Source organism: Deltaproteobacteria bacterium (assembly GCA_005879535.1).
In the GTDB taxonomy this organism is placed as follows: Bacteria; Myxococcota; Myxococcia; order Myxococcales; family 40CM-4-68-19; genus 40CM-4-68-19.
Genome location: VBKI01000068.1, coordinates 14,990 through 34,731, shown reverse-complemented (window position 1 = coordinate 34,731; position 19,742 = coordinate 14,990). Strand labels below are relative to the sequence as shown.

Genomic DNA, 19,742 nt, shown 5'->3' with positions numbered 1-19,742 from the left:
GACTGCCGGAGACAGAGCTGACGGCGCAGGGCGGAGAAATTCCCTCGGTGCCGCCGGTGGCGGCGATGCAGATCCCGCCCGGCGCGCTGTTCAATCGCCAAAGTGAAGGCGACATCCGCCTCGAGGTCGCGCTCGTCTGGACGGAAGCGACCGACGAGCACATCCGCAGCTACGTCAACGGCATCCCGACCCCGAACGGCGGAACGCACGAGGCGGGCCTGCGCTCCGGGATTGTCAAGGCGGTGCGCAACTACATGGAGACGCACGGGCTCGCCCCCAAGGGCGTGACGCTGACGGCGGAGGACATCCGCGAAGGTGTCTGCGGAATCCTTTCCAGCTACGTGATCGATCCCCAGTTCCAGGGCCAGACCAAGGGGCGCCTCAACAATCCGGAGACCATCGCCCAGGTGGAAGGCGTGGTCCGGCCGGCGCTGGAGAAGTGGCTCAACGATACCAAGACCGTCGCCGAGCCGATCATCGCGCGCATCATCCTGGCGGCACGGGCGCGGGAAGCCTCCCGCGCGGCCGCGCAGCAGGTGTCGCGCAAGACCGCTGTTTCACATCGACTGAACCTGCCCGGGAAGCTCGCCGACTGCGCGTCCACCAATCCCCAGGAAAGCGAGCTCTTCATCGTCGAGGGAGACTCCGCCGGCGGCTCCGCGAAACAGGGCCGCGATCGCCGCACGCAGGCGATCCTCCCGCTGCGAGGCAAGGTGCTGAACGCCGAACAGGCCTCGAGCGAGAAGGTCGGCCAGAACAAGGAGCTGCAGGACATCGTCTCCGCGCTGGGGTGCGGGATCGGAGAGGACTTCAAGGCCGCGAACCTGCGCTACGGGAAGATCTTCCTGCTAATGGACGCCGACAGCGACGGACACCACATCTCGACGCTGCTGCTCACGTTCTTCTACCGCCACATGCGCGACCTGATCCGCAACGGCTCCGTCTTCCTGGCGCAGCCGCCGCTCTACAAGATCGAGATCGGCAAGGACACGTTCTGGGCGCTCGACGACGTCGATCGGGCGCGCATCCTGAAGGAGCACGCGAAGGGCAACGCGAAGCCGAACATCATGCGGTTCAAGGGCCTCGGCGAGATGACGGCGGAGGAGCTGAAGTCCACCACCCTCGATCCGCGGCGCCGGATCGCGCTCAAGGTCACCATTCCGGAGCATGCAGCTCTGGAGACGGAACGGACCATCAACGATCTGCTCGGCAAGGACGTGAGCGCCCGCTTCAGGTTCATCATGGAGCGCGCGGGCGAGGTGAAGGAGCTGGACGTCTAGCCGGCTACGCTGCGCAGGCGTCCGTGACGGCTTTCTCGAGCTCTTCGAGGTCGACCGGCTTTCCCAAGAGTCTCGCGTCGCGGGCGAAGCGGATGAGCCGCGCTGAAGAATCACCCGAAAGGACGACGGCGCGCGCACGTCCGCCGCGCACGCGAGCGAGCAGCTGGTTCCCATCGATGTGAGGCATACGCAGGTCGAGCAAGATCACGTCGGGTTCGCCGTGCTGTTGAATCCAGTCGAGCGCCTGACCGCCGCCCTCGACCGCCTCTACCGCGAACCCTGCATCTGACAGCGCGGTCGAGAGCGCCTCGCGGGTGTCCGCGTCGTCGTCGACCACCAGGATCTTGCATGCCTTTGTGCTCATCGATGAACTCCTCGCAAGGTGCGAACGTGCAGCACATCGGCTTTCATTCCCGCAGTCTGTAGGATAACGGGGATCCTGTGCGAGGCACCTTCCGTCGCGACCTGACGCTTGCCCCGGGGCCGGAATTCCGGCTCACCCGCAGGCTGTCGGCGCGGATCCTCTCGGTCGTGCTCGCGCTCGCCGCTATCGGGTGGGGCGTGTTCGACCTCTGGGCGGGATATCGCGTGGTGGGAGCGGCGACGGCGGCACTGGCAGTGGCGTTCGTCGTCCAGGTCGTCCAGGCGGAGCTGGCCACCTGGCGCTTCGAAGGCGCCGAATTGCGGTCGGCGCGGCTGCGTGTTCCGGCGGCCGAGATCGAAGGCGTGCACGTCGCGTTCTCGGGCGGTCGCGCCCGCGCCTGGGTGGAAACGCGCGACGGCGACCAGGTCGCCTTGGTGGAAGGGGAGGAGCGCGAAGTAAGGCGGATCGCCGATCAGCTCTCCGGCGTGGTCCGGCTGGCGTCGAGCTCACCGCCCCCCATGGTTCACTAGCCCGGCGCGGGATCGCGCCGGCTGTCCCGCAGCGCCGCGGGAGTCCGCGCGCTGCCTTGGGACTAGACGCCCCTACCGAAAGGTGCGGCCACGCGGCGATTGCTTGAGGCTGGACAGGGGTTGCGGTCTATGCTGTCGACGTGTCCGTTTTCCTCCTGCTGCTCGCGGCAGCCGCGGCAGCGCCGCGGTTCCACGTACAGTCGCTCGCCGTCGAGGGAGAGGTGGCCTCCGTCGTCGCGACCGACCTCGACGGCGACGGGCGCAAGGATCTCCTCGCCGTCTACCGCACCGGCAATCCGCCGTACCAGAAGCGGTCCTTCGCCATCTTCTGGAACCGCGGCGGCGTCTTTGCGCCGCGTCCCGACCTGACGCTGGCCGTCGACGAGGCCGAGGCCTGCGCCTTCGACGTCGGCCCAGCCAGCGGAGGACGCGCCGACGACCTTCTTCTGGTGACGCCGCGCGGAGTGAGCGCGAAGTCCTTCCCCGGCCGCGTGGGGGCGACGCCGCGCAAGCTCGTCGAGCATCCAACCTTCTTCCACCAGCCGATCAACGGCGAGCTGCCCCGCGTCCGCCTGATGCACGACCTCGCCGGAAAGAACAGCCACGACCTGCTGGTGCCGTCGCTGGGGGCGCTCGCCATTTTCCGCCATGTCGGCGACCGCTACGAAAAAGCTGCCGAGCTGGAAGTGGACATGGAGGTGAGCGGCGGCCCCAAGCGCGGCGAGGGGATCGAGGTCCGCTACGGATTTCCCGGCCTGCACGTCGTCGACACCGACGGCGACGGGCTGCGGGACATCATCGCCACGCAGGAGGATCGCGTCGCCATCTACCGGCAGGTCCCGGGCTTCGTCTTCCACCCGCAGCCCGACTTCAGCCGCGATTTTTCCGTCCGCACCCCCGCCGATCACCGCGAGCGCGGCACCTCGGCCACCACGCTCGTCTCCGACCTGGACGGCGACGGATTCGTCGATCTGATCGTCCGCAAGCAGGTGTTCGAGGGAGTGACGTCGGCGCGGAGCACGAGCTACGTGTTCCTCGGCCGCAAGGACGGATTCTCGAAGGAGCCCGCCGAGATCCTGGAGAGCGAAGGAGTCAGCCTTTTCCAGACGCAGCTCGTCGATCTCGACGGAGACGGCCGCCCTGACCTGGTGGTCCCCTACACGAGCTTCGGCGTCTTCGCGCTGATCCGGATGCTGACGGCCAAGACGGCGAAGGTCGACTTCCAGATCTACCCGTTCGATCGCAAGTCGCGGAAGTTCGCCGTCGAGCCCGTCAGCGAGCGCGAGCTGAAGTTCCGCATTCCGCTGGCGGGCGACACCGACCTGCAGGCGGTCAGCCTGACTGCGGACGTGACCGGCGATGGAAAGCCGGACTTGATCTTCGGCTCGAGCGAGGACCAGCTCGACATCTATCCGGCGCTCGGTGGCGGCGAGTTCGCGTCCAATCCGGCGGAAACCGTCGAGGTGCGGGCCGCGGGAGTGATGGAGGCCGTCGACCTGGACGGAAAGGGGCGCAGCGACCTCGTCCTGCACTATCCGAAGACGCGCGGCCACCGCGGCGAGATCGTCGTCCTGACGAACCGGGGAGGCTGGTGATGGCCCTCTACGTGCGGCAGCTCAAGCTCGGGCCGATGGAGAACTTCGTCTACCTCGTCGGCGCCGAGGGCGCCCGCGAGACCGCCATCGTCGATCCGGCATGGGACGTGGAAGCGGCGCAGGCGGCCGCGGGAGCCGACGGCCGCTCCCTGACCCACGCCCTCGTCTCGCACCATCATTTCGATCACGTCAACGGCCTGCCGCAGGCGCTCGCCCTGGGCGGCATCCGGGTCTTCGCCCACCGCGCCGACGTGCCGAAGCTCGCGCCCGAGTTACAGCGCGAAGTGACGCCGCTCGCCGCGGGCGACGCCGTCGAAGTGGGCCCGCTGCGCGTCGTCGCCATGCACACCCCCGGTCACACGCCGGGATCGACGTGCTGGCATGCCGGAGATGGGCTCTTCGCCGGCGACACGGTGTTCGTCAATGCCTGTGGCCGCTGCGACCTTGCCGGAGGCGATCCCGAGCAGATGTTCCAGAGCCTCAAGCGCGTCTCCGAGCTTCCTGGCGACGTACGACTCTTTCCGGGTCACGACTACGGCGACGTGCCGATCTCATCGGTCGCCCGCGAGCGCGAGCGCAACCCGTACTTCCAGAAGCTGGCCTCGCTCACCGACTTCGTCGCCTACCGGATGCGGCCTAGAGAGTAGCCGACGTCAGCCATTGCCTGTGTTGCTCGGTGCCGTCGAACATCTGCGTGGTCTTGAACTTCTCCCACTTGCCACCTTGTGAGTACGTGGCGGTGCGCCGGAGGAGCTTCGCCTTCTCGTCGTCGGTCATCGGCTTGAAGGTGGTCGCGAGCCAGAGCGCCTGCTCGAATACCCCTTCGCTCTCGCATCCCGTGATCGTGACGCTGACGCCGGGCACGCTCATCGCGTAGCGCAGGCACTCCACGGCGGAGGCGGCGCCCGACTCGAGAATCAGGCCCGCCGCCAATGGCTTCATTCCCAGAACGGCGGTGCCCTCCTGCTGCGCGAGCGGAAGGACCTCCTTCTCGAAGCTGCGGTAGTGCGCGTCGAGGACGTTGATGGGCATCTGAACCGTATCGAATTGGAACGAGCTCTTGCGCGCCGTCTCCAGCATGTGGCGGTGAATCCGCGGGTTCTTGTGGCCGGTGAACCCGATGAATCGCAACTTGCCTGCCTTGCGTGCCTCCACCAGCGCCTCGACGGTGCCGCCGGGCGCGAAGCAACGCTCGGGATCGTCGTCGCGGATTACCTCGTGGATCTGGACGAGATCGATCATCTCCGTCTGTAGCCTCTTGAGCGACTGGTCGAGCTGCTCGCGCGCCGACTGCGCGGTGCGGCCGTCGAGCTTGGTCATCAGGAAGGCCTTTTCGCGGTACCCGTCGCGCAGGGCCTTGCCCATCCGCTCCTCGCTCTTGCCCCCATTGTAGTCCCAGCAGTTGTCGAGGAAGTTCATCCCGTGGTCGAGCGCTCGACGCACGATGCGGATGCTCTCCTGCTCGTCCCGCGGCAGCCCCAGGTGATACCCGCCCAAGCCGACAATGGAGACCCGTACTCCCGTCCGTCCCAGCTGGCGCGTCCTCGCCCGCGCATCCGAGGGGATCCGATACTTGTCCTTCGGCACGTCGCCTTGCGGCGCGCCTCCCGCTTGCTTTCGCGCTGCCATCGCAAACATGCCTCCAAACAGGGTTGTCAGCACGCTCCTTCGCGTAGCCATGCCTGGAAGCTATGTCACGGGCGCCGCCGTGTTCAGAGGCCTTGCGCTGCCTTGCGTAGCGCACCGGACGGATCGACCGAGACCACGGGTCCGTGGCAGGTGAAGACGTGCTGCAGGCCCGGGGTCTCGGCGAGCCGGAGCAGATGCGCCTTCAGCGCCGCCCGGTCCTTCACGCCGATCCAGCGAATCAATCGGGGGACACGAAGGGCGCCGATGAACCCGAGCACGTGGAGGAGAAGGCCAGGAAAGCCCCGCACAGGCGGGACGTTCATCAGCACGTCGCCCGGAAAGCAGAGAGAGGCGCGAGAGGCGGCGCGGGCGGTGCACGCGACGTCTCCCATCTTCGTCCCGGCCACGTCCTCGATGACCACGCCCGCATCCTTCGGCAACAGCTCGAGCCATCCGTCGACCGCCGCGACCTGCCCGACGCGCTTGCGCGCCGCCCGCGCGGCGAGCACGCGGAGCCTGGGATAGCGCACCTTGTACGATCCGAGATCGATCCGGTGGTACGCGTTCGGCGCGATGGTAAACGCTGGCTCGCCCCACGCCTCGATCTGCTTCATCGACGGCTCGTCGAGGGCGACGGCGTTGAGGAACACGAGTTGCCCGCTCGCGAGCCGGGCGATTCCCATCCGGCGCTTGAGCGGGCCGTGCGGCAGGCTCGCCTCCACCGTCCAGAGGTTCTCCTGGAGCTTCTCGATGGGCTGGTGAGGGAGGACGGTCCAGGGGCGCGGCATGCGCGCGCAGTTTACATCGCCGGGTGCACCCGTGGTGCGGCGACGAGAATACCAGCGCGATGGACAGCGCGCCCCACGCTGCACCCCAGACGATCGCCGGAATGAACGTCAAACGCGCCAGCGCGTCGGCGTCGGTGCCGCCGGACCAGGAGCGGAGGTGGAGCAGGTCATCGCGGATGTCGTAGAGCGCGTAGCAGCAGGAGAACGCGGCGAGGAAGACGAGGACGGCGCGCCGGAGCCAGCCGGCGCCATAGCGCGCGAGCAGACCGAGGGCGAGCGCGCAGGCGCCCACGAAGACGAGGGTGAATCCGTCGCGGACGTAGAGCACGGTCACGAGTGCGCACCAGCCGGCGAGCGCGACCAACGGCCAGCGGCCCTCGCGGGCGCGCGCGGCGACGTAGAGCAAGACGCAGGCGGAAACGGCGGATCCGACGTATCCGGCGCTGGCGACCACGACTTCACGCAGGATGGTGGGCGGAATTCGCGCCAGCGTGACGCCGCCCTGATCGGGACTGATGCGAATGCCATCGACGGCGCCGCCCATGAGGAGCGCGGCCGCCGCGTGCCCGCTCTCGTGCATCAGCACCACCAGCAGCTTGAATGGATAGAGCGGCCACGTGTTCCAGAAGAGCACTCCCAGAAGCGCCGCCGCGCCCAGCGCGGCCAGGAGCCTTCCGTCGAGGTGGTGGCGCTCGTCCATTCCCCTCATGTAACGTGAAACCAGGCCGGAAGTTTCACGATGCCCGATCTGCTCGTCGCAGGGTCGCTGCACACGCTGGACCCCGCCCGGCCCGCCGCCGCTGCGGTTCTGATCCGGGACGGGCGGTTCGAGCGGGTGGGCACGCGCGAGGAGTGCGAGCGCGCGGCGCATGGCGACCTCCGCTTCATCGAGCTGGGCGAGGGCTGCGCGGTGCCGGGACTCATCGACGCGCACGGACATCCATTGCTGCACGCGCGAACGCTGACCGAGGTGCGGCTCGCGGGTGCCACCTCGGAGAAGGAGTGCGTCGAGCGCGTCGCGCGCTTCGCATCCATATTGCCGGAGGGCGGGTGGGTGCGCGGCAGCGGCTGGGATCAGAACCTCTGGGCGATGCGAGATTTTCCCGGCGCTTCACTGCTCAGCGCGGCGACTCCGCGGCATCCGGTGGCGCTCTCGCGGATCGACGTTCACGCGCTGTGGTGCAACGACAACGCGCTCCGAGCCGCGGGCATCGTCGCCTCGACGCCGGACCCGCCGGGCGGCCGCATCCTGCGCCGCGACGATGGCATGCCGACCGGCGTGCTGATCGACACCGCCATGGATCTGGTCCTGCGGGCCGTTCCCGGGCCGTCGGCGCGCCAGTGCGAGGAGATGTTGCTTCGCTCGCTCCACGCGCTCGCTGCCGCGGGTCTCACCGCCGTGCACGATGCGAGCGCCGGGCCGGAAGTGCTCGACGCCTACGCGCGGCTTGCGGAGCGCGACGAGCTTCCCCTCCGCGTCTACGCGATGATCAACGGGCAAGGGGCGGAGCTCGACGACCAGATGCGTGCCTGGCGCGAGCGGCGTTCCATCGGATCCCTCTGCGTGCGTAGCGTGAAGCTCTTCGCGGATGGCGCGCTGGGCAGCCGCGGGGCGGCGATGTTCGACCCCTACGAGGACGATCCAGGGAATTCCGGGCTCTGGCTGCTCGATCCGCGCGAGCTGGAGTCGCGGATCCTTCGGGTAGCGGCGGCTGGCTTCCAGCCGAGCGTTCATTGCATCGGCGACCGCGCCTGCGCGCTGGTCCTCGAGGCGTTCACCAAGGTCCCGCGCACGCTGAGAGCCCGCGCCGAGCATCTTCAAGTGCTCCGCCCGCGCGACGTTCCGCTGCTGAAGAAGTCAGGCGCGATCGCTTCCATGCAGCCGACGCACGCAACGAGCGACGCCGCCTGGGCCGAAGATCGGCTGGGGCATGGAACGGAGCGTCAGCGCGGCGCGTATGCGTGGAGGCAGGCGCTGGATGCTGGCGCGGCGCTCGCGTTCGGCAGCGATTTTCCCGTCGAGGACATCGACCCGCGCGCGGGGCTCCGCGCCGCGGTGACGCGAAAGCCGGCGGCGGGACCCGCCTGGATGCCCGAGCAGCGGCTCCGTCGCGACGAGGCGCTGCGCGCCTTCACCGCCGGCGCCGCGTGGGCGGAATTCGCCGAAGGCCGGCGAGGCTGCATCCGCGAAGGGTTCGACGCCGACCTGACGGTCTTCGGTCGCGACGTGATGGCGGTCCACGTGGACGAGCTTTGCTCGGTTCCAATCGCGGCGACCGTCGTCGGCGGGCGGGTGGTATACGCTGGAGACTGAGATGCCCGCGCCGCTGGAAAACTGCCCGGACGTGGAAGATTGCCTGGCCGATCCGTCGGAGATCGGCCGCATCTGCACCTTCGCGCCAATCTGCGGTACGTGCGCGGTCTACCGCGTCATCGAGGGACGGCGCGGGCTGCTCCTCGGGACCTGCAGGATCCGGACGGAGCGTGGCGAGTTTGCTTGCACGGCGCCGATCTGCGACGCGTACATGCCGCGCGCCGGCGCACGGCCGTCGCCCGTCGTGCAGATCGCGAAGGCGCCGAGGCCGCACCGCGAGCGCGAGGCGCCGCCGCCGCGGCTGCGGATTCCCGATGGGCCCGTGGGAGAGATGGAGATGACCCGAGAGGAACTGAAGGCGCTGATCCGCGAGGCGATGGACGAGGAGCGCGGCGGAGGAGTGGCTCCGCTCGCCCCCAGGTGGGAGGGCGGCAGCGCGGTGCTCAAGCCGGCGGACCCGACGTTGCAGCCCAAGGAGCTGCCGCTGGAGGCGTTCTTCCACAAGGTGGTGATGATTCGCGACCGGCTTCGCGTCCTCGAGCAGAAGATCAATGCCAGCCCGAAGCTGACCGACGCCGAGAAGATGGATCTGCAGGGCTACATCACCGGTTGCTATGGGTCGCTGACCACGTTCAACGTGCTGTTCCGCGATCGCGAGGACGGCTTCCGCGGCACCGGCGGGAAAGACTGAGGGAAAGCCTTGATCACCGTCCTGTTGTGCGCGGCGCTCGCCCAGGTCGCCGCGCCGGAGAAGCCGCCGGTCTACGAGGGGCTCACGCCGCAGCGGTTGGCCCGCATCCAACGGGCCCTGCAGCGGGAGAAGCTCGACGGCTGGCTGTTCTTCGATTTCCGCCGCTCGGACGAGATCGCGTATCGCCTGCTCGGGCTCGATCCGGCGGGCGCGCGGTCGCGCCGCTGGTACTGTCTCGTTCCCGCCCAGGGACAGCCGCGCAAGCTGCTTCACGCCATCGAGCCCCGCTCGCTGGATGGCGTCCCGGGCAGCTCTTCGTCCTACACCTCGTGGCGCACGCGCGATCGGGAGCTGGGAGCGCTGCTTCGCGGCATCCGCCGGGTGGCGATGGATTATTCCCCGCGCAACGAGATCCCCACCGTCGCGCGCGTGGACGGCGGCACGCTGGAGCTGGTCCGGGCGATGGGACCGGAAGTGGTCTCCAGCGCCGATCTGGTGGCGGAGCTGACGAGCACGCTGTCGCCGGAAGAGCTCGCCTCGCAGGCGCAGGCGGCAGACCTGCTCAGCGCGGACCTCGAGGCGGTAGCGCAGGAAGCGGCGCGGCGGGTGCAAGAGGACCGGCCCGCGACCGAGCGCGAGCTGCAGGAATTCGCCCGGGCGCGGATGCTGCCGGAAGGATTCGATCCGGAGAGCTGGCCCGGCGTCGCCGCCGACGCGCACACGGCCGACCCGCACTACTCGCCGCCGCCCAGCGGTGGATCGGTTGTCGGGCGCAACAGCTTGCTGCTGCTGGACTTCAGCGCGCGGCTCGCGCCGGCCGGAATCTACGCCGACCTGACGCGCGTCTACTTTCTCGGAGAGACCGTCCCCGAAGAGATCCAGCGGATCGCCGCGCAGGTGTTCCAGGCACGCGATGCCGCCGTCCGCCTGCTGCGCGAGCGCGCGGAGATCGGGAAGCTCCCCACCGGCGCGGAAGTGGATGCGGCCGCGCGCGATCCCATCGCAAAGGCCGGTTACGGCGACCGCTTCCTGCATCGGACCGGGCACAGCATCGATCACCACGGGCACGGCGACGGGGTGAACAACGACGACTTCGAGACACACGACGTGCGGCGCCACCTGCCGGACACCTGCTTCTCCATCGAGCCGGGAATCTATCTCGCCGGTCGCTTCGGAATCCGCAGCGAGATCGACATCTGTTTGCCGCAGGGACGGGTCGAGCTCCGCGGAGGGCCGGGACAACCCGCGGTGCCGGCGCTCCTGGCCAAGTAGATCAGCGCGCCTTGGAAGCCCGCGGAGAAGCAGCGGAGCCGCGGCGGCGGATGAATGCTGCCAGCAGGCGGACGCCAGCGCCGGTGCCGCCGCGGGCGTTGTAACCGCGCTCCTTGTCGATCGAGGCGGGTCCGGCGATGTCGAGGTGCGCCCAAGGCACCTTGCCGACGAAGTGCTGGAGGAAGAGGGCCGCGTTGATCGAGCCGCCGAAGCGCCCACCGGTGTTCTTCAGATCGGCCACGGGACTCTTGATCAGCTCCTCCATCTCGGGTGGCAGGGGCATGCGCCACACCGGCTCTCCGGCGGCGCGGGCGGCGGCGAGCAGCTCCCCGGCGAGCGCGTCGTCGTTGCTGAAGAGCCCCGCCATCCAGGGACCGAGCGCCACGAGGATTGCGCCGGTCAGCGTCGCCAGATCGATCACGGCAGCGGGCTTCTCCTCGACCGCCCAGGCCAGCACGTCTGCCAGGACGAGCCGCCCCTCGGCGTCGGTGTTCAGCACTTCCACGCTGGTGCCGTTCTTGCCGACGATTACATCGCCCGGCTTGTACGCGGTCCCGCTGGGCAGGTTCTCGCAGGCGCCGAAGTAGGCGCGCACCGGGAACGGCGGCTTCAGCGCAGCGACCAGCCGCATTGCCGCGATCACCGCGGCCGCGCCTGCCATGTCCGTCTTCATGTCCTCCATCCCCTGCGCGGTCTTCAGCGACAGGCCGCCGGAGTCGAACGTGATGGCCTTTCCGACCAAAGCCACCGCTTTGCCGCCAGCGCGAGCGGGCTCGTACGCGATGCGGACGAGCTGCGGCTCTTCGGCGCTGCCCCGCGCGACGCCGAGGAACAGGTTCATGCCCAGCTTCGCGATCTGCGCTCTCCCGAGCACCTCGCACTCGAGGCCCAGCTTTTCCGAAATCTTCCGCGCCTCCGCGGCCAACGCGCGCGGAGTCGCGTGGCCGGGAGACTCGTTCACCAGGTCGCGCGCGGCGCAGACCGCGTCGGCGATCTCGCATCCGAGCCGCGCGGCGTCGGCGAGCACGCGGGCAGGTTTGGCGGGGATTAGCAGATCGACACGGGTCAGCTTGAGGGGCTTCTTCTCCTTCTTGTAGCGGTCGAAGGCGTAGGCACCGAGAGATGCGCCTTCCGCGGCCGCCTGCACGGGATCCGGGCCGTCGAACGGTCCGGCGATCGCGAGCGACTTCGCGCCGGCTGCCCTCGCCAGCTTGACCGCGCGCGACGCCGCGGCGCGGAGTTGCTCCAGCGTCCGATCGCGATCTTTCTCCTTGCCTATCCCGATCGCCGCAAGGCGCTGCGCCCCGAGCTTGCCGTGCGTGTGCAGCGAGAGGACCTGGCCTTCCTTCCCGGTGAAGTCCTCTTCCTTGGCGCAGCGGGCGAGCAGCGCGTCCAGTCCACCTCCGGCAGCAACCTCGCTGCCCTCGCGCACGAGCAGGGCGAGGAGGTCCGTTTCGTGGGCAGCGGGCTTTGCGGAAACGACAAAAGTGGGAAGCGCCATCGGAGCGGCGCGTTCTACTCCGGCCGGAGGCCCGCTGTGAAGCCCTCTATTTGAGCGCGGCGGGCCAGAAGCGGATGGTGCAGCTCCTCGTCCGGCCGCTGCTGTCCAGCGCCTGCTCGAGTTGCGCGGGCAGATGTTGCACGACGGTACCGTCGAGCCCGAGACCGAGGTCCCAGTTGTCGCAACTGCTGCCGTCGTTGGTCATCGCCAGATCGAAGCTCCCGCACGAGTTGCCGGACGGTGAGACGACCTCGAGCTTCTGCGTGCACCGCTCGCCATCCCCGCCGTTGGCGAGCACTGCATATGCTCTTCCGCCTCTCGCGAGCGCGAGATTGGTGTTGTTGCGCGAGGTCATCCACGCCGGCGCGCTCCGTCCCGACGCGCTCCCGCTTTCCACCGTCAGCAGCCAGCTGCTGGTGAAACCGCGCAGCTGTCCGGACGCGCGGGCATCCACCCGGCGGACCGCCAATCCGCCGCCGATCAGCGGCGCCGTGTCGAACCACGTCGCCGGCCCCGGCGTGAAGCCCTCGATGAGCGTGAAGCTGCCGGTCAGCGCGGTGCCGTCGCGCTCGAACCATTGACCGAGGATGCACCCGCTGCACTGCCCGTAACCGCTCTGGATCACGAGCGCCCGGCCTTTGAGATCGACTCCCACCCCGAAGACGAGGCTGTCGGTCGAAAGATCGCGAGGACCCCAGCGGATCGACCCGGTCGCGCCGAACATCATCACCCGCCGCTGGTCCTTCTGATTGTTGACCGGACTGCTCGCGCGGACTATACATGAAAAAGAAATTCCGGCCGGCGCTCCGCGGCCTGCCGGAATCGTCGATCGCGTCCATGAACTGCTCTTCGTTGGTTCCGCGGAACTGCATGAACGACCAGTCCAAAAATCCGCTGGGAAGCGGGATGACGCCACCGTGTGCAACCGTGGCGATGCGACCGTTGACTCCACCCGAGGGATTGACCAGCGTAAAACGTGGGTAACGATCGCTGGCCACGAAGTGCGCGATGATACCGGCACCATTTCCGACCGGGGCTCCGCAGACGCCAGAACTGGAATCATAGCCCTCGGAATAAGACGCCATCGTACCCAGTGAGGCGGGCGCAACGCCGGCGCAATCGCTGACCGTCGTGCCGGCATCTGCGTTGCCGTTACCGCCTCCACCAGTGCCACCGCCCCCGGCGTCGGCGCCCGATGTCGTTCCCGCGTCGACCGTGCCTTCGCCACCGCTACCGCCGGCGCCGGCATCGGTCGCTGCGCCAGCGTCCGTCCCGAAGCCACCTCCTCCGCCGCCTCCCGGAATTCCCTGTTCCACGCTGTTGCAGGCAACGATTCCCGCGAATGCCGCGACCACGGGCCAACGGAGCGAGCGCATACGACGCACCTCGGGGCGCGTGAACGCGCCCGCTCCGAAGGTGATCACGACGGCAACCGTTCGGAACTGTACGTTGCTTTCCGCCGGGGGCGCGGATAGGGTCCGGCGCCTTCCGGGGCAACGAGGGACGTGGAAGACAAGCTGCAGGAGATCGAGCAGAGGTTCGAGCGGCTGACCGCCGATCTGGGCAATCCCGAGGTGATCGCGGATCGGGGACGCTTTTCGCAGGTGGCGAAAGAGCGGGCGCAACTGGAGTCCCTGGTCGAGACCTTCCGCGAGTACAAGCGCATCAAGGCGGAGCTCGACGAATATCGCACCGCGCTCGATGACGCCGATGCGGAGATGCGCGCGATGGCGCGCGAGGAGATTCCTCTCCTGCAGCCCAAGGTGGAAGAGCTGAACGAGCGCCTGAAGATCCTGCTCCTGCCCCGGGATCCGAACGACGAGCGCAGCGTGATCCTGGAAGTGCGGGCGGGCGCGGGCGGCGACGAGGCGGGCCTCTTCGCGGCGGAGCTCCTGCGCATGTACCTGCGGTACGCAGAGCGAAAAGGCTGGAAGACCTCGCTGATGGACTCCAGCGACAACGCCGCCGGCGGAATCAAGGACGCGAGCGTGACCATCGAGGGCGACGGCGTGTTCAGCTTCCTCAAGTACGAGTCCGGCGTGCACCGCGTGCAACGCGTCCCCGCCACCGAGGCGCAAGGTCGCATCCACACCTCCACGGCGACGGTGTCCGTGATGCCGGAGGCGGAGGAGGTGGACGTCCACATCAACCCCGCGGACATCCAGATGGACGTGATGCGCTCGACCGGGTCGGGTGGTCAGAGCGTCAACACGACGGATTCCGCGGTGCGGCTGACGCACAAGCCCAGCGGCGTGGTGGTGAAGTGCCAGCAGGAGAAGTCGCAGATCAAGAACCGCGCCATGGCGCTGAAGATGCTTCGCGCGCGGCTGTACGAGATGGAGCAGGAGAAGCAGCGCAGCGCCCGCGACGCGCAGCGCAAGTCGCAGGTGGGAACCGGCGACCGCAGCGAGAAGATCCGCACCTACAACTTTCCGCAGGATCGGCTGACCGACCACCGCATCGGACTGACGCGCCACAATCTCGCCGCCGTGATGGACGGCGACATCGAGGACATGGTCGTCGCCTGCCGCACCTTCTTCCAGGCGGAGGCGCTGCGCCAGCAGCAAGCGCGCGCATGACGGTGGGCGAGCTCGTGCAACACACCGCGAAGCGGCTCGCGGCGCCGGAGTTGCTCAGCGAAGATCCGCAGCAGGAAGCGCAGGAGCTCGTCGCGCACGCGCTCGGCCTGCTGCCGGCGGAGCTACCCGACCGCTGGCAGAGCGCCCTCGATTCCGTCCACCATGGCGAGTTCATGCGCCTGCTTTCGCGGCGCCTGAACGCCGAGCCCACCGGTTACATCGTAGGCGCCGTCGAGCTGCTCGGGCTCCGCTTCAAGGTCGACCGCCGCGGCTTTATCCCCCGACTCGATCTGCCCGTCCTGATCAACGCGGCCCTCGAGCGCGCCGCACCCGAAGTGTCGGGGTTCGCGCTCGACCTCGCCTGCGGCATCGGCGCGGCGGGCATCTGCGTTGCCCGCGCGCGCCCGGGACTTCGCGTCGACCTGACCGACGTGTCCACCGAGGCCATCGAGCTCGCCCGGGAGAACGCGGAACGGCTCATTCCCGGACGCGCGCTCTGCTTCGCGGGAGACCTCTTCGAGCCGCTGTCGCGCGGCCGCAGATACGCGATCGTCACCGCCAACCCACCCTGGGTTCCCGACGGCACGGAGCTGCCCGAAGAGGTGATCAACCACGAGCCGGCGGTCAGCTTCTTCGGCGGTCCCGACGGACTGGACGTGGTGCGCCGGCTGATCGGCGAGTTGCCCGAATGGCTGGCCCCCCGCGGAGTCTATGCCCAGGAGTGCGACCCTTCACAGGTCGAGAAAGTGATCGGCCTGCTCACCGGCGCAGGACTTCGCGACCCGCGTGCCCACTGCGACAAGGAAGGCGTGCGCAGGGTGGTTTCGGCGCAGAACCATGGCTGAGACCTGGACGGTGCGCTCGCTCTTGCAGTGGGCGCGGGAATGGCTCGGCAAGAAGGGCGTGGAGAACCCTCGCCTCGACGCGGAGCTCCTTCTTGCGCATGCCCTTCGCTGCGACCGGATCCGCCTCTATATCGACGCGGACAAGCCTCTCGCTGGTGGAGAGCTCGCGACCTTCAAGGCGTTGATCAAACGCCGGGGCGCGCGCGAGCCGGTCGCCTACATCCTGCGGTCGAAGGAGTTCCATGGTCGGCCCTTCGAGGTGGCGCCGGGAGTGTTCATTCCCCGGCCGGAGACCGAGCTCCTGGTGCGCATCGTCACCGAGTACCTCGCCAAAGACCGCCACGTACGGGTGCTCGATCTCTGCGCGGGATCGGGCGCGGTCGGAATCTCCATCGCCGCCGAGCGGCCGCAGGCGAGCGTGGACCTCGTCGAAGTCTCGGAAGACGCGGCGGCGGTGGCGCGGCGGAACGCGGAAAGACTCGCCGCCGGCCGGGTCAGGGTGATCACGGGAGATCTATATGCGGCGCTGCCAGAGAAGGTCCGGTACGATGCGATCGCGGCGAACCCACCCTACGTGCCCATAGCGGATGCGAAGAGACTTGCTCCCGACGTCGTGCAACACGAGCCGCACCTCGCGCTCTTCGGGGGCGACGACGGCCTCGCCGTCATCCGCAGGATCGCCGCCGGAATCCGGGATTGGCTGGCGCCCGGCGGATTGTTCGTCACGGAGATCGATCCCGCGCAGGGAGAGGCGGTGGTGGTCCTGCTGCGCGAGGCGGGGTTGACGCAGCTGCGCATCGAGCGTGACCTCGCGGGGCTCGACCGCCACGTCGTAGGGAAAGGGGCGTAGATGGACGCGATCGAGATCACCGGGGGCAAGCCGCTGTCCGGTGAAGTGCAGGTGTCCGGCTCGAAGAACGCCACGCTGCCGCAGATCGCCGCTGCGCTGCTCGCAGAAGGCCGGTCCATCTTCCGCGGCGTGCCGGATCTCGCCGACATCCGCACGCTGGGCAGGCTGCTCGGCCACATGGGAGCGCGCGTCGAACGCGACGGAGCGACCGTGCAGGTCGACACGGAGCACGTCGCCAATCCGGAAGCCCCCTACGAGATGGTGAAGACGATGCGCGCCAGCGTCCTGGTGCTGGGGCCGCTCGTGGCCCGTTTCGGCCGCGCCCGCGTCTCGCTGCCCGGCGGCTGCGCCATCGGCGCGCGCCCGATCGATCAGCACCTCAAGGGGCTGCAGCTCCTGGGCGCGAAGATCGAGCTGGCGCACGGCTACGTCGAAGCGTCCGCGACGCGGCTGCGCGGCGCGACCGTGCTGTTCGATCTGCCGACCGTGACGGGCACCGAGAACCTCATGATGGCGGCGTCGCTCGCCGACGGCCGCACCGTGCTGGAGAACTGTGCCCGCGAGCCCGAGGTGATGGCGCTGGCGGACGCCCTGAACGCGATGGGCGCGCGCATCCAGGGGGGCGGCAGCAGCGTCATCGTCGTCGAGGGAGTCACGAGCCTGCGTCCGATGGACCTCCAGGTGATCCCCGATCGGATCGAGGCGGGAACGCTGCTGGCGGCTGCCATGATCACGGGCGGTGACGTTGTGGTGAGGGGTGCGCGCGCCGACGACCTCGATGGAGTGCTGGCCAAGATGCGCGAGGCGGGAGCGCGCATCTCGAGCGAGCGGGGCGGTCTTCGCATCGTCGCGCCGGAGCGGCCCGAGGCGGTCGACTTCATCACCGCGCCGTTCCCCGGTTTTCCCACCGATCTGCAGGCGCAGCTCATGGCTTGCCTGACGATCGCGCGAGGAGCATCGCGGGTGGTCGAGACCGTCTTCGAGAACCGCTTCATGCACGTGCAGGAGCTCGTGCGCATGGGAGCGGACATCGCGATCGACGGGCACACCGCCGTCGTGCGCGGCGTGTCGCGCTTGTCGGGGGCGCCGGTGATGGCCACCGACCTGCGCGCCAGCGCCTCGCTGGTGCTGGCCGGGCTCCGGGCGGAGGGAAAGACCACCGTCCACCGCGTCTACCACCTGGATCGCGGCTACGAGGCGCTGGAGAAGAAGCTGGAGGCGCTCGGAGCAGGCATCCGTCGCGTGAAAGGCGCACTCGCTTGAACGCCCGTTGCCCTCGGGAAAGCCGGTGGGCTAGGCTTTGAGTCCTACCCTCCTGACCGGAGCACGAAGAACCCATGGATTGCCCGCGCGACAACACGGAGATGACCGAGCTCACCAACGGAGAGGACCGTCTCCTCTTTCGTTGCGCCGAGTGCGGAGGTCTCTGGCTCGACGTCGCAGACCTCAACCGGCTCCTCCTGCACAGCGGTCTGCCGACGCTCGAGGCGATGGGCGGCAGGGCCAACCCGGAGGAGGACGCGGGCGAGTGCCCGGTTGACCACGTCGGCCTGCTGGCGGTGGAGAGCCAGCACAAGCGCAATCCGCTGGTGTACGAGACCTGCGAGAGCTGCGGCGGGATCTGGCTGGAATCGGCTGACTTCGCCGAGGAAGGCGATTCGGCGCAGCAGCTCACCAAGGGAATCGTCGAGTTCTACCGGCAGTTCGCGGTCAAGCTGAATCCGGGTACGAAGGCCGCGCGCAAGTAGATGCGTCGAGCTTTGCTCGTCGCGGCGCTGCTCTGCGCGTGTCGCGAGAAGGCGGCTCCTCTGCCGCCAACCGAATCCCCGCTGGCAGCCGCAGCTCCCGAGCGCGTCCGGGAGCAGGAGCCGAACGACTTCCAGCGAGCGCAGCAGATCCCCGCGCGCGCCGTGGTGACCGGTTCGTTGCAGGCGCCGAAGGACGACGACTGGTATCGGGTGGGAGTCCCGGGCGGCAAGACGCTGGCGCTGCGGGTCGAGCTCAAGCTCGCCCGCGACGCATTTCTCGAGACGTACGATCGCGATCGGAACCGGACGCTTCGCGCGCACGCCGGCGGCGAGGATCCAGGCGTCATTCCCGCGATGGCGTGCGTCGAAGCGTGCTTCGTCAAGGTTTCCGGAACGGGCCCGCAGGACTACGAGCTGACCGTCCTCGGCGCCGACCCGCAGCCGGGGCAGGAGCTGGAGCCGAACGATCGCGCGGTCGATGCGACGCCACTGCAGCCGGGAAAGCCCGTGCAGGGGACGTATCTCTCTGCGGAGGACGAGGACTGGTATCGCCTGGAGGTCACCCCGTCGGCCACCGACGTTCTGCGCATCGAGGTCACGGCCGTGGCAGGGGTGCGTCCGGACCTGGAAGTGCGCGCACTCTCCGATGCGTCATTGCTGGCGACGTTCCACGGAGCCGATGCGCTGCTCGTCCGCGACCTGTCGTTGCATCTCGCCGACTCCCCCGACGGGGGACTGCCCGACGGAGGCGCCGCGGCCGGCGGGTACTACCTTGTCCTCAAGGGTCACTCGCGCCGGGGTGCTCCCCTCGCGCCGTACACCATCTTGGCGGCCGTGGAGCCGGGAGCGGCAGATCTTGAGGTCGAGCCGAACGACGATCCGCAGCACGCAACGGCGCTGCACGAGACGGCCACCGGGTTCATCGCGCCGGCGGGCGATCAGGACTGGTACCGCATCCACGCCGACGCTCCGATGGTGCTCCACGCCGAGCTGACCGGGGCGGACCGCGCAGACCTGGAGCTGGCTGCTTACGCGGACGCGGGCGCGGGCGCGGAGAAGCCCCGGCTGCTCGCGCGCGTCAACGAGGGCGGCCCGCGGGAGGCCGAAGTGCTTCCCTCGGTCGGGATTCCCGCTGGAGACAGTTACGTGCTGGTACAGGCGGCGGCGCGCCAGCTCGACGGCAAGTGGGTGCGCGACGGCGAGGATCGGCAGACGCCGTACCGGCTTTCCGTCCAGCTTTCTCCCGACGACGGGTCGACCGAGCGCGAACCGAACGACGACGTCGCGACGGCGCCCGTTCTTTCTCTCCCCATCCAGCTCAAGGGCTGGATCTGGCCACGCAAGGACATCGACGTATTCCGCTTCCACGTCGGCGCGGGCCACGCTCCGTTGAGCATGATCTTGTCCGCGGTCCGTGGCGTCGATCTGCAGCTCCGCCTGTACGAGCTGCGCGGCGACCGGCCCGCGGAGGTGATCGGATCGTCGGACGCGAAGCGCGGCGAAGGAGAGGAGAAGCTGATCGCGGTGCCGCTGAAGGAGGGCGACTATGCGCTGGAAATCTCGAGCCCGCGGAACAAGGACGCTAGCGCGACGCAGGCGTATTCGCTGAGCGTCGAGTAGTCCTTGACGCGACCAGGAGCGCCGACTAGCCTCCGAAGTCCCGAGCGGGAATAGCTCAGTTGGTAGAGCATCAGCTTCCCAAGCTGAGGGTCGCGGGTTCGACTCCCGTTTCCCGCTCCAATCCAAATCCCTGATA

The 19,742-nt window shown here is 68.7% G+C and carries 18 protein-coding genes, 1 tRNA gene and 1 pseudogene; 14 read left to right on the top strand and 6 right to left on the bottom strand.

Features of this window, described 5'->3' with window-relative positions; all coding sequences use genetic code 11:
- Positions 1 to 65 precede the first annotated feature (65 nt).
- A complete protein-coding gene (locus tag E6J58_14585; GenBank protein TMB36209.1) occupies positions 66 to 1,280 on the top strand; it encodes a hypothetical protein in 1,215 nt (404 codons plus the stop codon).
- A gap of 4 nt (positions 1,281 to 1,284) precedes the next feature.
- Here the strand turns inward: E6J58_14585 and E6J58_14580 are convergent, their stop codons facing one another.
- The gene (locus E6J58_14580; protein ID TMB36121.1) at positions 1,285 to 1,644 is read right to left on the bottom strand and encodes a response regulator; all 360 of its coding nucleotides are present in this window, start codon (positions 1,642 to 1,644) and stop codon (positions 1,285 to 1,287) included.
- A gap of 77 nt (positions 1,645 to 1,721) precedes the next feature.
- Here E6J58_14580 and E6J58_14575 point away from each other — a divergent pair, with 77 nt between their 5' ends.
- The 3 genes from E6J58_14575 to E6J58_14565 all read left to right on the top strand — a co-directional run bounded on the left by E6J58_14575 (position 1,722) and on the right by E6J58_14565 (position 4,416).
- A complete protein-coding gene (locus E6J58_14575) occupies positions 1,722 to 2,174 on the top strand; it encodes a hypothetical protein (protein TMB36120.1) in 453 nt (150 codons plus the stop codon).
- Between the two features lie 140 nt (positions 2,175 to 2,314).
- A complete protein-coding gene (locus E6J58_14570; protein ID TMB36119.1) occupies positions 2,315 to 3,769 on the top strand; it encodes a VCBS repeat-containing protein in 1,455 nt (484 codons plus the stop codon).
- Positions 3,766 to 4,416 carry an MBL fold metallo-hydrolase gene (locus E6J58_14565; GenBank protein ID TMB36118.1) on the top strand — a complete coding sequence of 217 codons (651 nt, stop codon included), beginning with the start codon at positions 3,766 to 3,768 and terminating at the stop codon, positions 4,414 to 4,416. The genes E6J58_14570 and E6J58_14565 overlap by 4 nt, the downstream gene beginning before the upstream one ends.
- Here E6J58_14565 and E6J58_14560 read toward each other — a convergent pair.
- The 3 genes and pseudogenes from E6J58_14560 to E6J58_14550 form a co-directional block, all read right to left on the bottom strand.
- Positions 4,406 to 5,407 carry an aldo/keto reductase gene (locus E6J58_14560; protein ID TMB36208.1) on the bottom strand — a complete coding sequence of 334 codons (1,002 nt, stop codon included), beginning with the start codon at positions 5,405 to 5,407 and terminating at the stop codon, positions 4,406 to 4,408. The genes E6J58_14565 and E6J58_14560 overlap by 11 nt on opposite strands.
- A 74-nt stretch (positions 5,408 to 5,481) precedes the next feature.
- Entirely contained in the window at positions 5,482 to 6,186 is a 705-nt protein-coding gene (locus tag E6J58_14555; GenBank protein ID TMB36117.1) for a hypothetical protein, read from the bottom strand.
- Between the two features lie 46 nt (positions 6,187 to 6,232).
- A pseudogene (locus E6J58_14550) lies at positions 6,233 to 6,895 on the bottom strand (M50 family metallopeptidase).
- A gap of 30 nt (positions 6,896 to 6,925) precedes the next feature.
- Here E6J58_14550 and E6J58_14545 point away from each other — a divergent pair.
- From E6J58_14545 to E6J58_14535, 3 genes are all read left to right on the top strand, one after another.
- Entirely contained in the window at positions 6,926 to 8,500 is a 1,575-nt protein-coding gene (locus E6J58_14545) for an amidohydrolase (protein ID TMB36116.1), read from the top strand.
- A 61-nt stretch (positions 8,501 to 8,561) separates the two neighbouring features.
- Positions 8,562 to 9,191 carry a hypothetical protein gene (locus tag E6J58_14540; GenBank protein ID TMB36207.1) on the top strand — a complete coding sequence of 210 codons (630 nt, stop codon included), beginning with the start codon at positions 8,562 to 8,564 and terminating at the stop codon, positions 9,189 to 9,191.
- A 9-nt stretch (positions 9,192 to 9,200) separates the two neighbouring features.
- Positions 9,201 to 10,463 (top strand): aminopeptidase P family protein, encoded by a 1,263-nt coding sequence (locus tag E6J58_14535; protein TMB36115.1) that lies wholly within the window; start codon positions 9,201 to 9,203, stop codon positions 10,461 to 10,463.
- Position 10,464: 1 nt separating this feature from the next.
- On the opposite strand, the gene E6J58_14530 is transcribed toward E6J58_14535, so the two are convergent.
- Positions 10,465 to 11,964: a leucyl aminopeptidase gene (locus E6J58_14530; protein TMB36114.1), complete on the bottom strand. Its 1,500-nt coding sequence runs from the start codon at positions 11,962 to 11,964 to the stop codon at positions 10,465 to 10,467.
- A 46-nt stretch (positions 11,965 to 12,010) separates the two neighbouring features.
- Positions 12,011 to 12,694 carry a hypothetical protein gene (locus tag E6J58_14525; protein TMB36113.1) on the bottom strand — a complete coding sequence of 228 codons (684 nt, stop codon included), beginning with the start codon at positions 12,692 to 12,694 and terminating at the stop codon, positions 12,011 to 12,013.
- 775 nt (positions 12,695 to 13,469) lie between these two features.
- Here E6J58_14525 and prfA point away from each other — a divergent pair.
- The 7 genes from prfA (at position 13,470) to E6J58_14490 (ending at position 19,726) form a co-directional block, all read left to right on the top strand.
- Entirely contained in the window at positions 13,470 to 14,543 is a 1,074-nt protein-coding gene (gene prfA / locus E6J58_14520; GenBank protein ID TMB36112.1) for a peptide chain release factor 1, read from the top strand.
- Positions 14,540 to 15,388: a peptide chain release factor N(5)-glutamine methyltransferase gene (locus E6J58_14515; protein ID TMB36111.1), complete on the top strand. Its 849-nt coding sequence runs from the start codon at positions 14,540 to 14,542 to the stop codon at positions 15,386 to 15,388. The genes prfA and E6J58_14515 overlap by 4 nt, the downstream gene beginning before the upstream one ends.
- Complete coding sequence (gene prmC, locus E6J58_14510; protein ID TMB36110.1) at positions 15,381 to 16,238, top strand: peptide chain release factor N(5)-glutamine methyltransferase; 858 nt, start codon at positions 15,381 to 15,383, stop codon at positions 16,236 to 16,238. Before E6J58_14515 ends, prmC begins: the two co-directional genes overlap by 8 nt.
- A complete protein-coding gene (gene murA, locus E6J58_14505) occupies positions 16,239 to 17,501 on the top strand; it encodes a UDP-N-acetylglucosamine 1-carboxyvinyltransferase (protein TMB36109.1) in 1,263 nt (420 codons plus the stop codon).
- 74 nt (positions 17,502 to 17,575) lie between these two features.
- Positions 17,576 to 17,986, top strand: coding sequence for a hypothetical protein (locus E6J58_14500; GenBank protein ID TMB36108.1), 411 nt, complete (start codon positions 17,576 to 17,578; stop codon positions 17,984 to 17,986).
- On the top strand, positions 17,987 to 19,606 hold the full coding sequence (locus tag E6J58_14495) for a hypothetical protein (GenBank protein TMB36107.1): 1,620 nt from the start codon (positions 17,987 to 17,989) through the stop codon (positions 19,604 to 19,606). It abuts the gene before it with no gap.
- Between the two features lie 44 nt (positions 19,607 to 19,650).
- A tRNA-Gly gene (locus tag E6J58_14490) sits at positions 19,651 to 19,726 on the top strand.
- Positions 19,727 to 19,742: the final 16 nt, after the last annotated feature.

Bases quoted from the DNA above. Each gene is read 5' to 3' on its own strand.
- E6J58_14585 (TMB36209.1), top strand. From the start codon at position 66: ATGCAGATCCCGCCCGGCGCGCTGTTCAATCGCCAAAGTGAAGGCGAC.
- E6J58_14580 (TMB36121.1), bottom strand. From the start codon at position 1,644: ATGAGCACAAAGGCATGCAAGATCCTGGTGGTCGACGACGACGCGGAC.
- E6J58_14560 (TMB36208.1), bottom strand. From the start codon at position 5,407: ATGTTTGCGATGGCAGCGCGAAAGCAAGCGGGAGGCGCGCCGCAAGGC.
- E6J58_14555 (TMB36117.1), bottom strand. From the start codon at position 6,186: ATGCCGCGCCCCTGGACCGTCCTCCCTCACCAGCCCATCGAGAAGCTC.
- E6J58_14545 (TMB36116.1), top strand. From the start codon at position 6,926: ATGCCCGATCTGCTCGTCGCAGGGTCGCTGCACACGCTGGACCCCGCC.
- E6J58_14530 (TMB36114.1), bottom strand. From the start codon at position 11,964: ATGGCGCTTCCCACTTTTGTCGTTTCCGCAAAGCCCGCTGCCCACGAA.
- E6J58_14515 (TMB36111.1), top strand. From the start codon at position 14,540: ATGACGGTGGGCGAGCTCGTGCAACACACCGCGAAGCGGCTCGCGGCG.
- prmC (TMB36110.1), top strand. From the start codon at position 15,381: ATGGCTGAGACCTGGACGGTGCGCTCGCTCTTGCAGTGGGCGCGGGAA.
- murA (TMB36109.1), top strand. From the start codon at position 16,239: ATGGACGCGATCGAGATCACCGGGGGCAAGCCGCTGTCCGGTGAAGTG.
- E6J58_14500 (TMB36108.1), top strand. From the start codon at position 17,576: ATGGATTGCCCGCGCGACAACACGGAGATGACCGAGCTCACCAACGGA.
- E6J58_14495 (TMB36107.1), top strand. From the start codon at position 17,987: ATGCGTCGAGCTTTGCTCGTCGCGGCGCTGCTCTGCGCGTGTCGCGAG.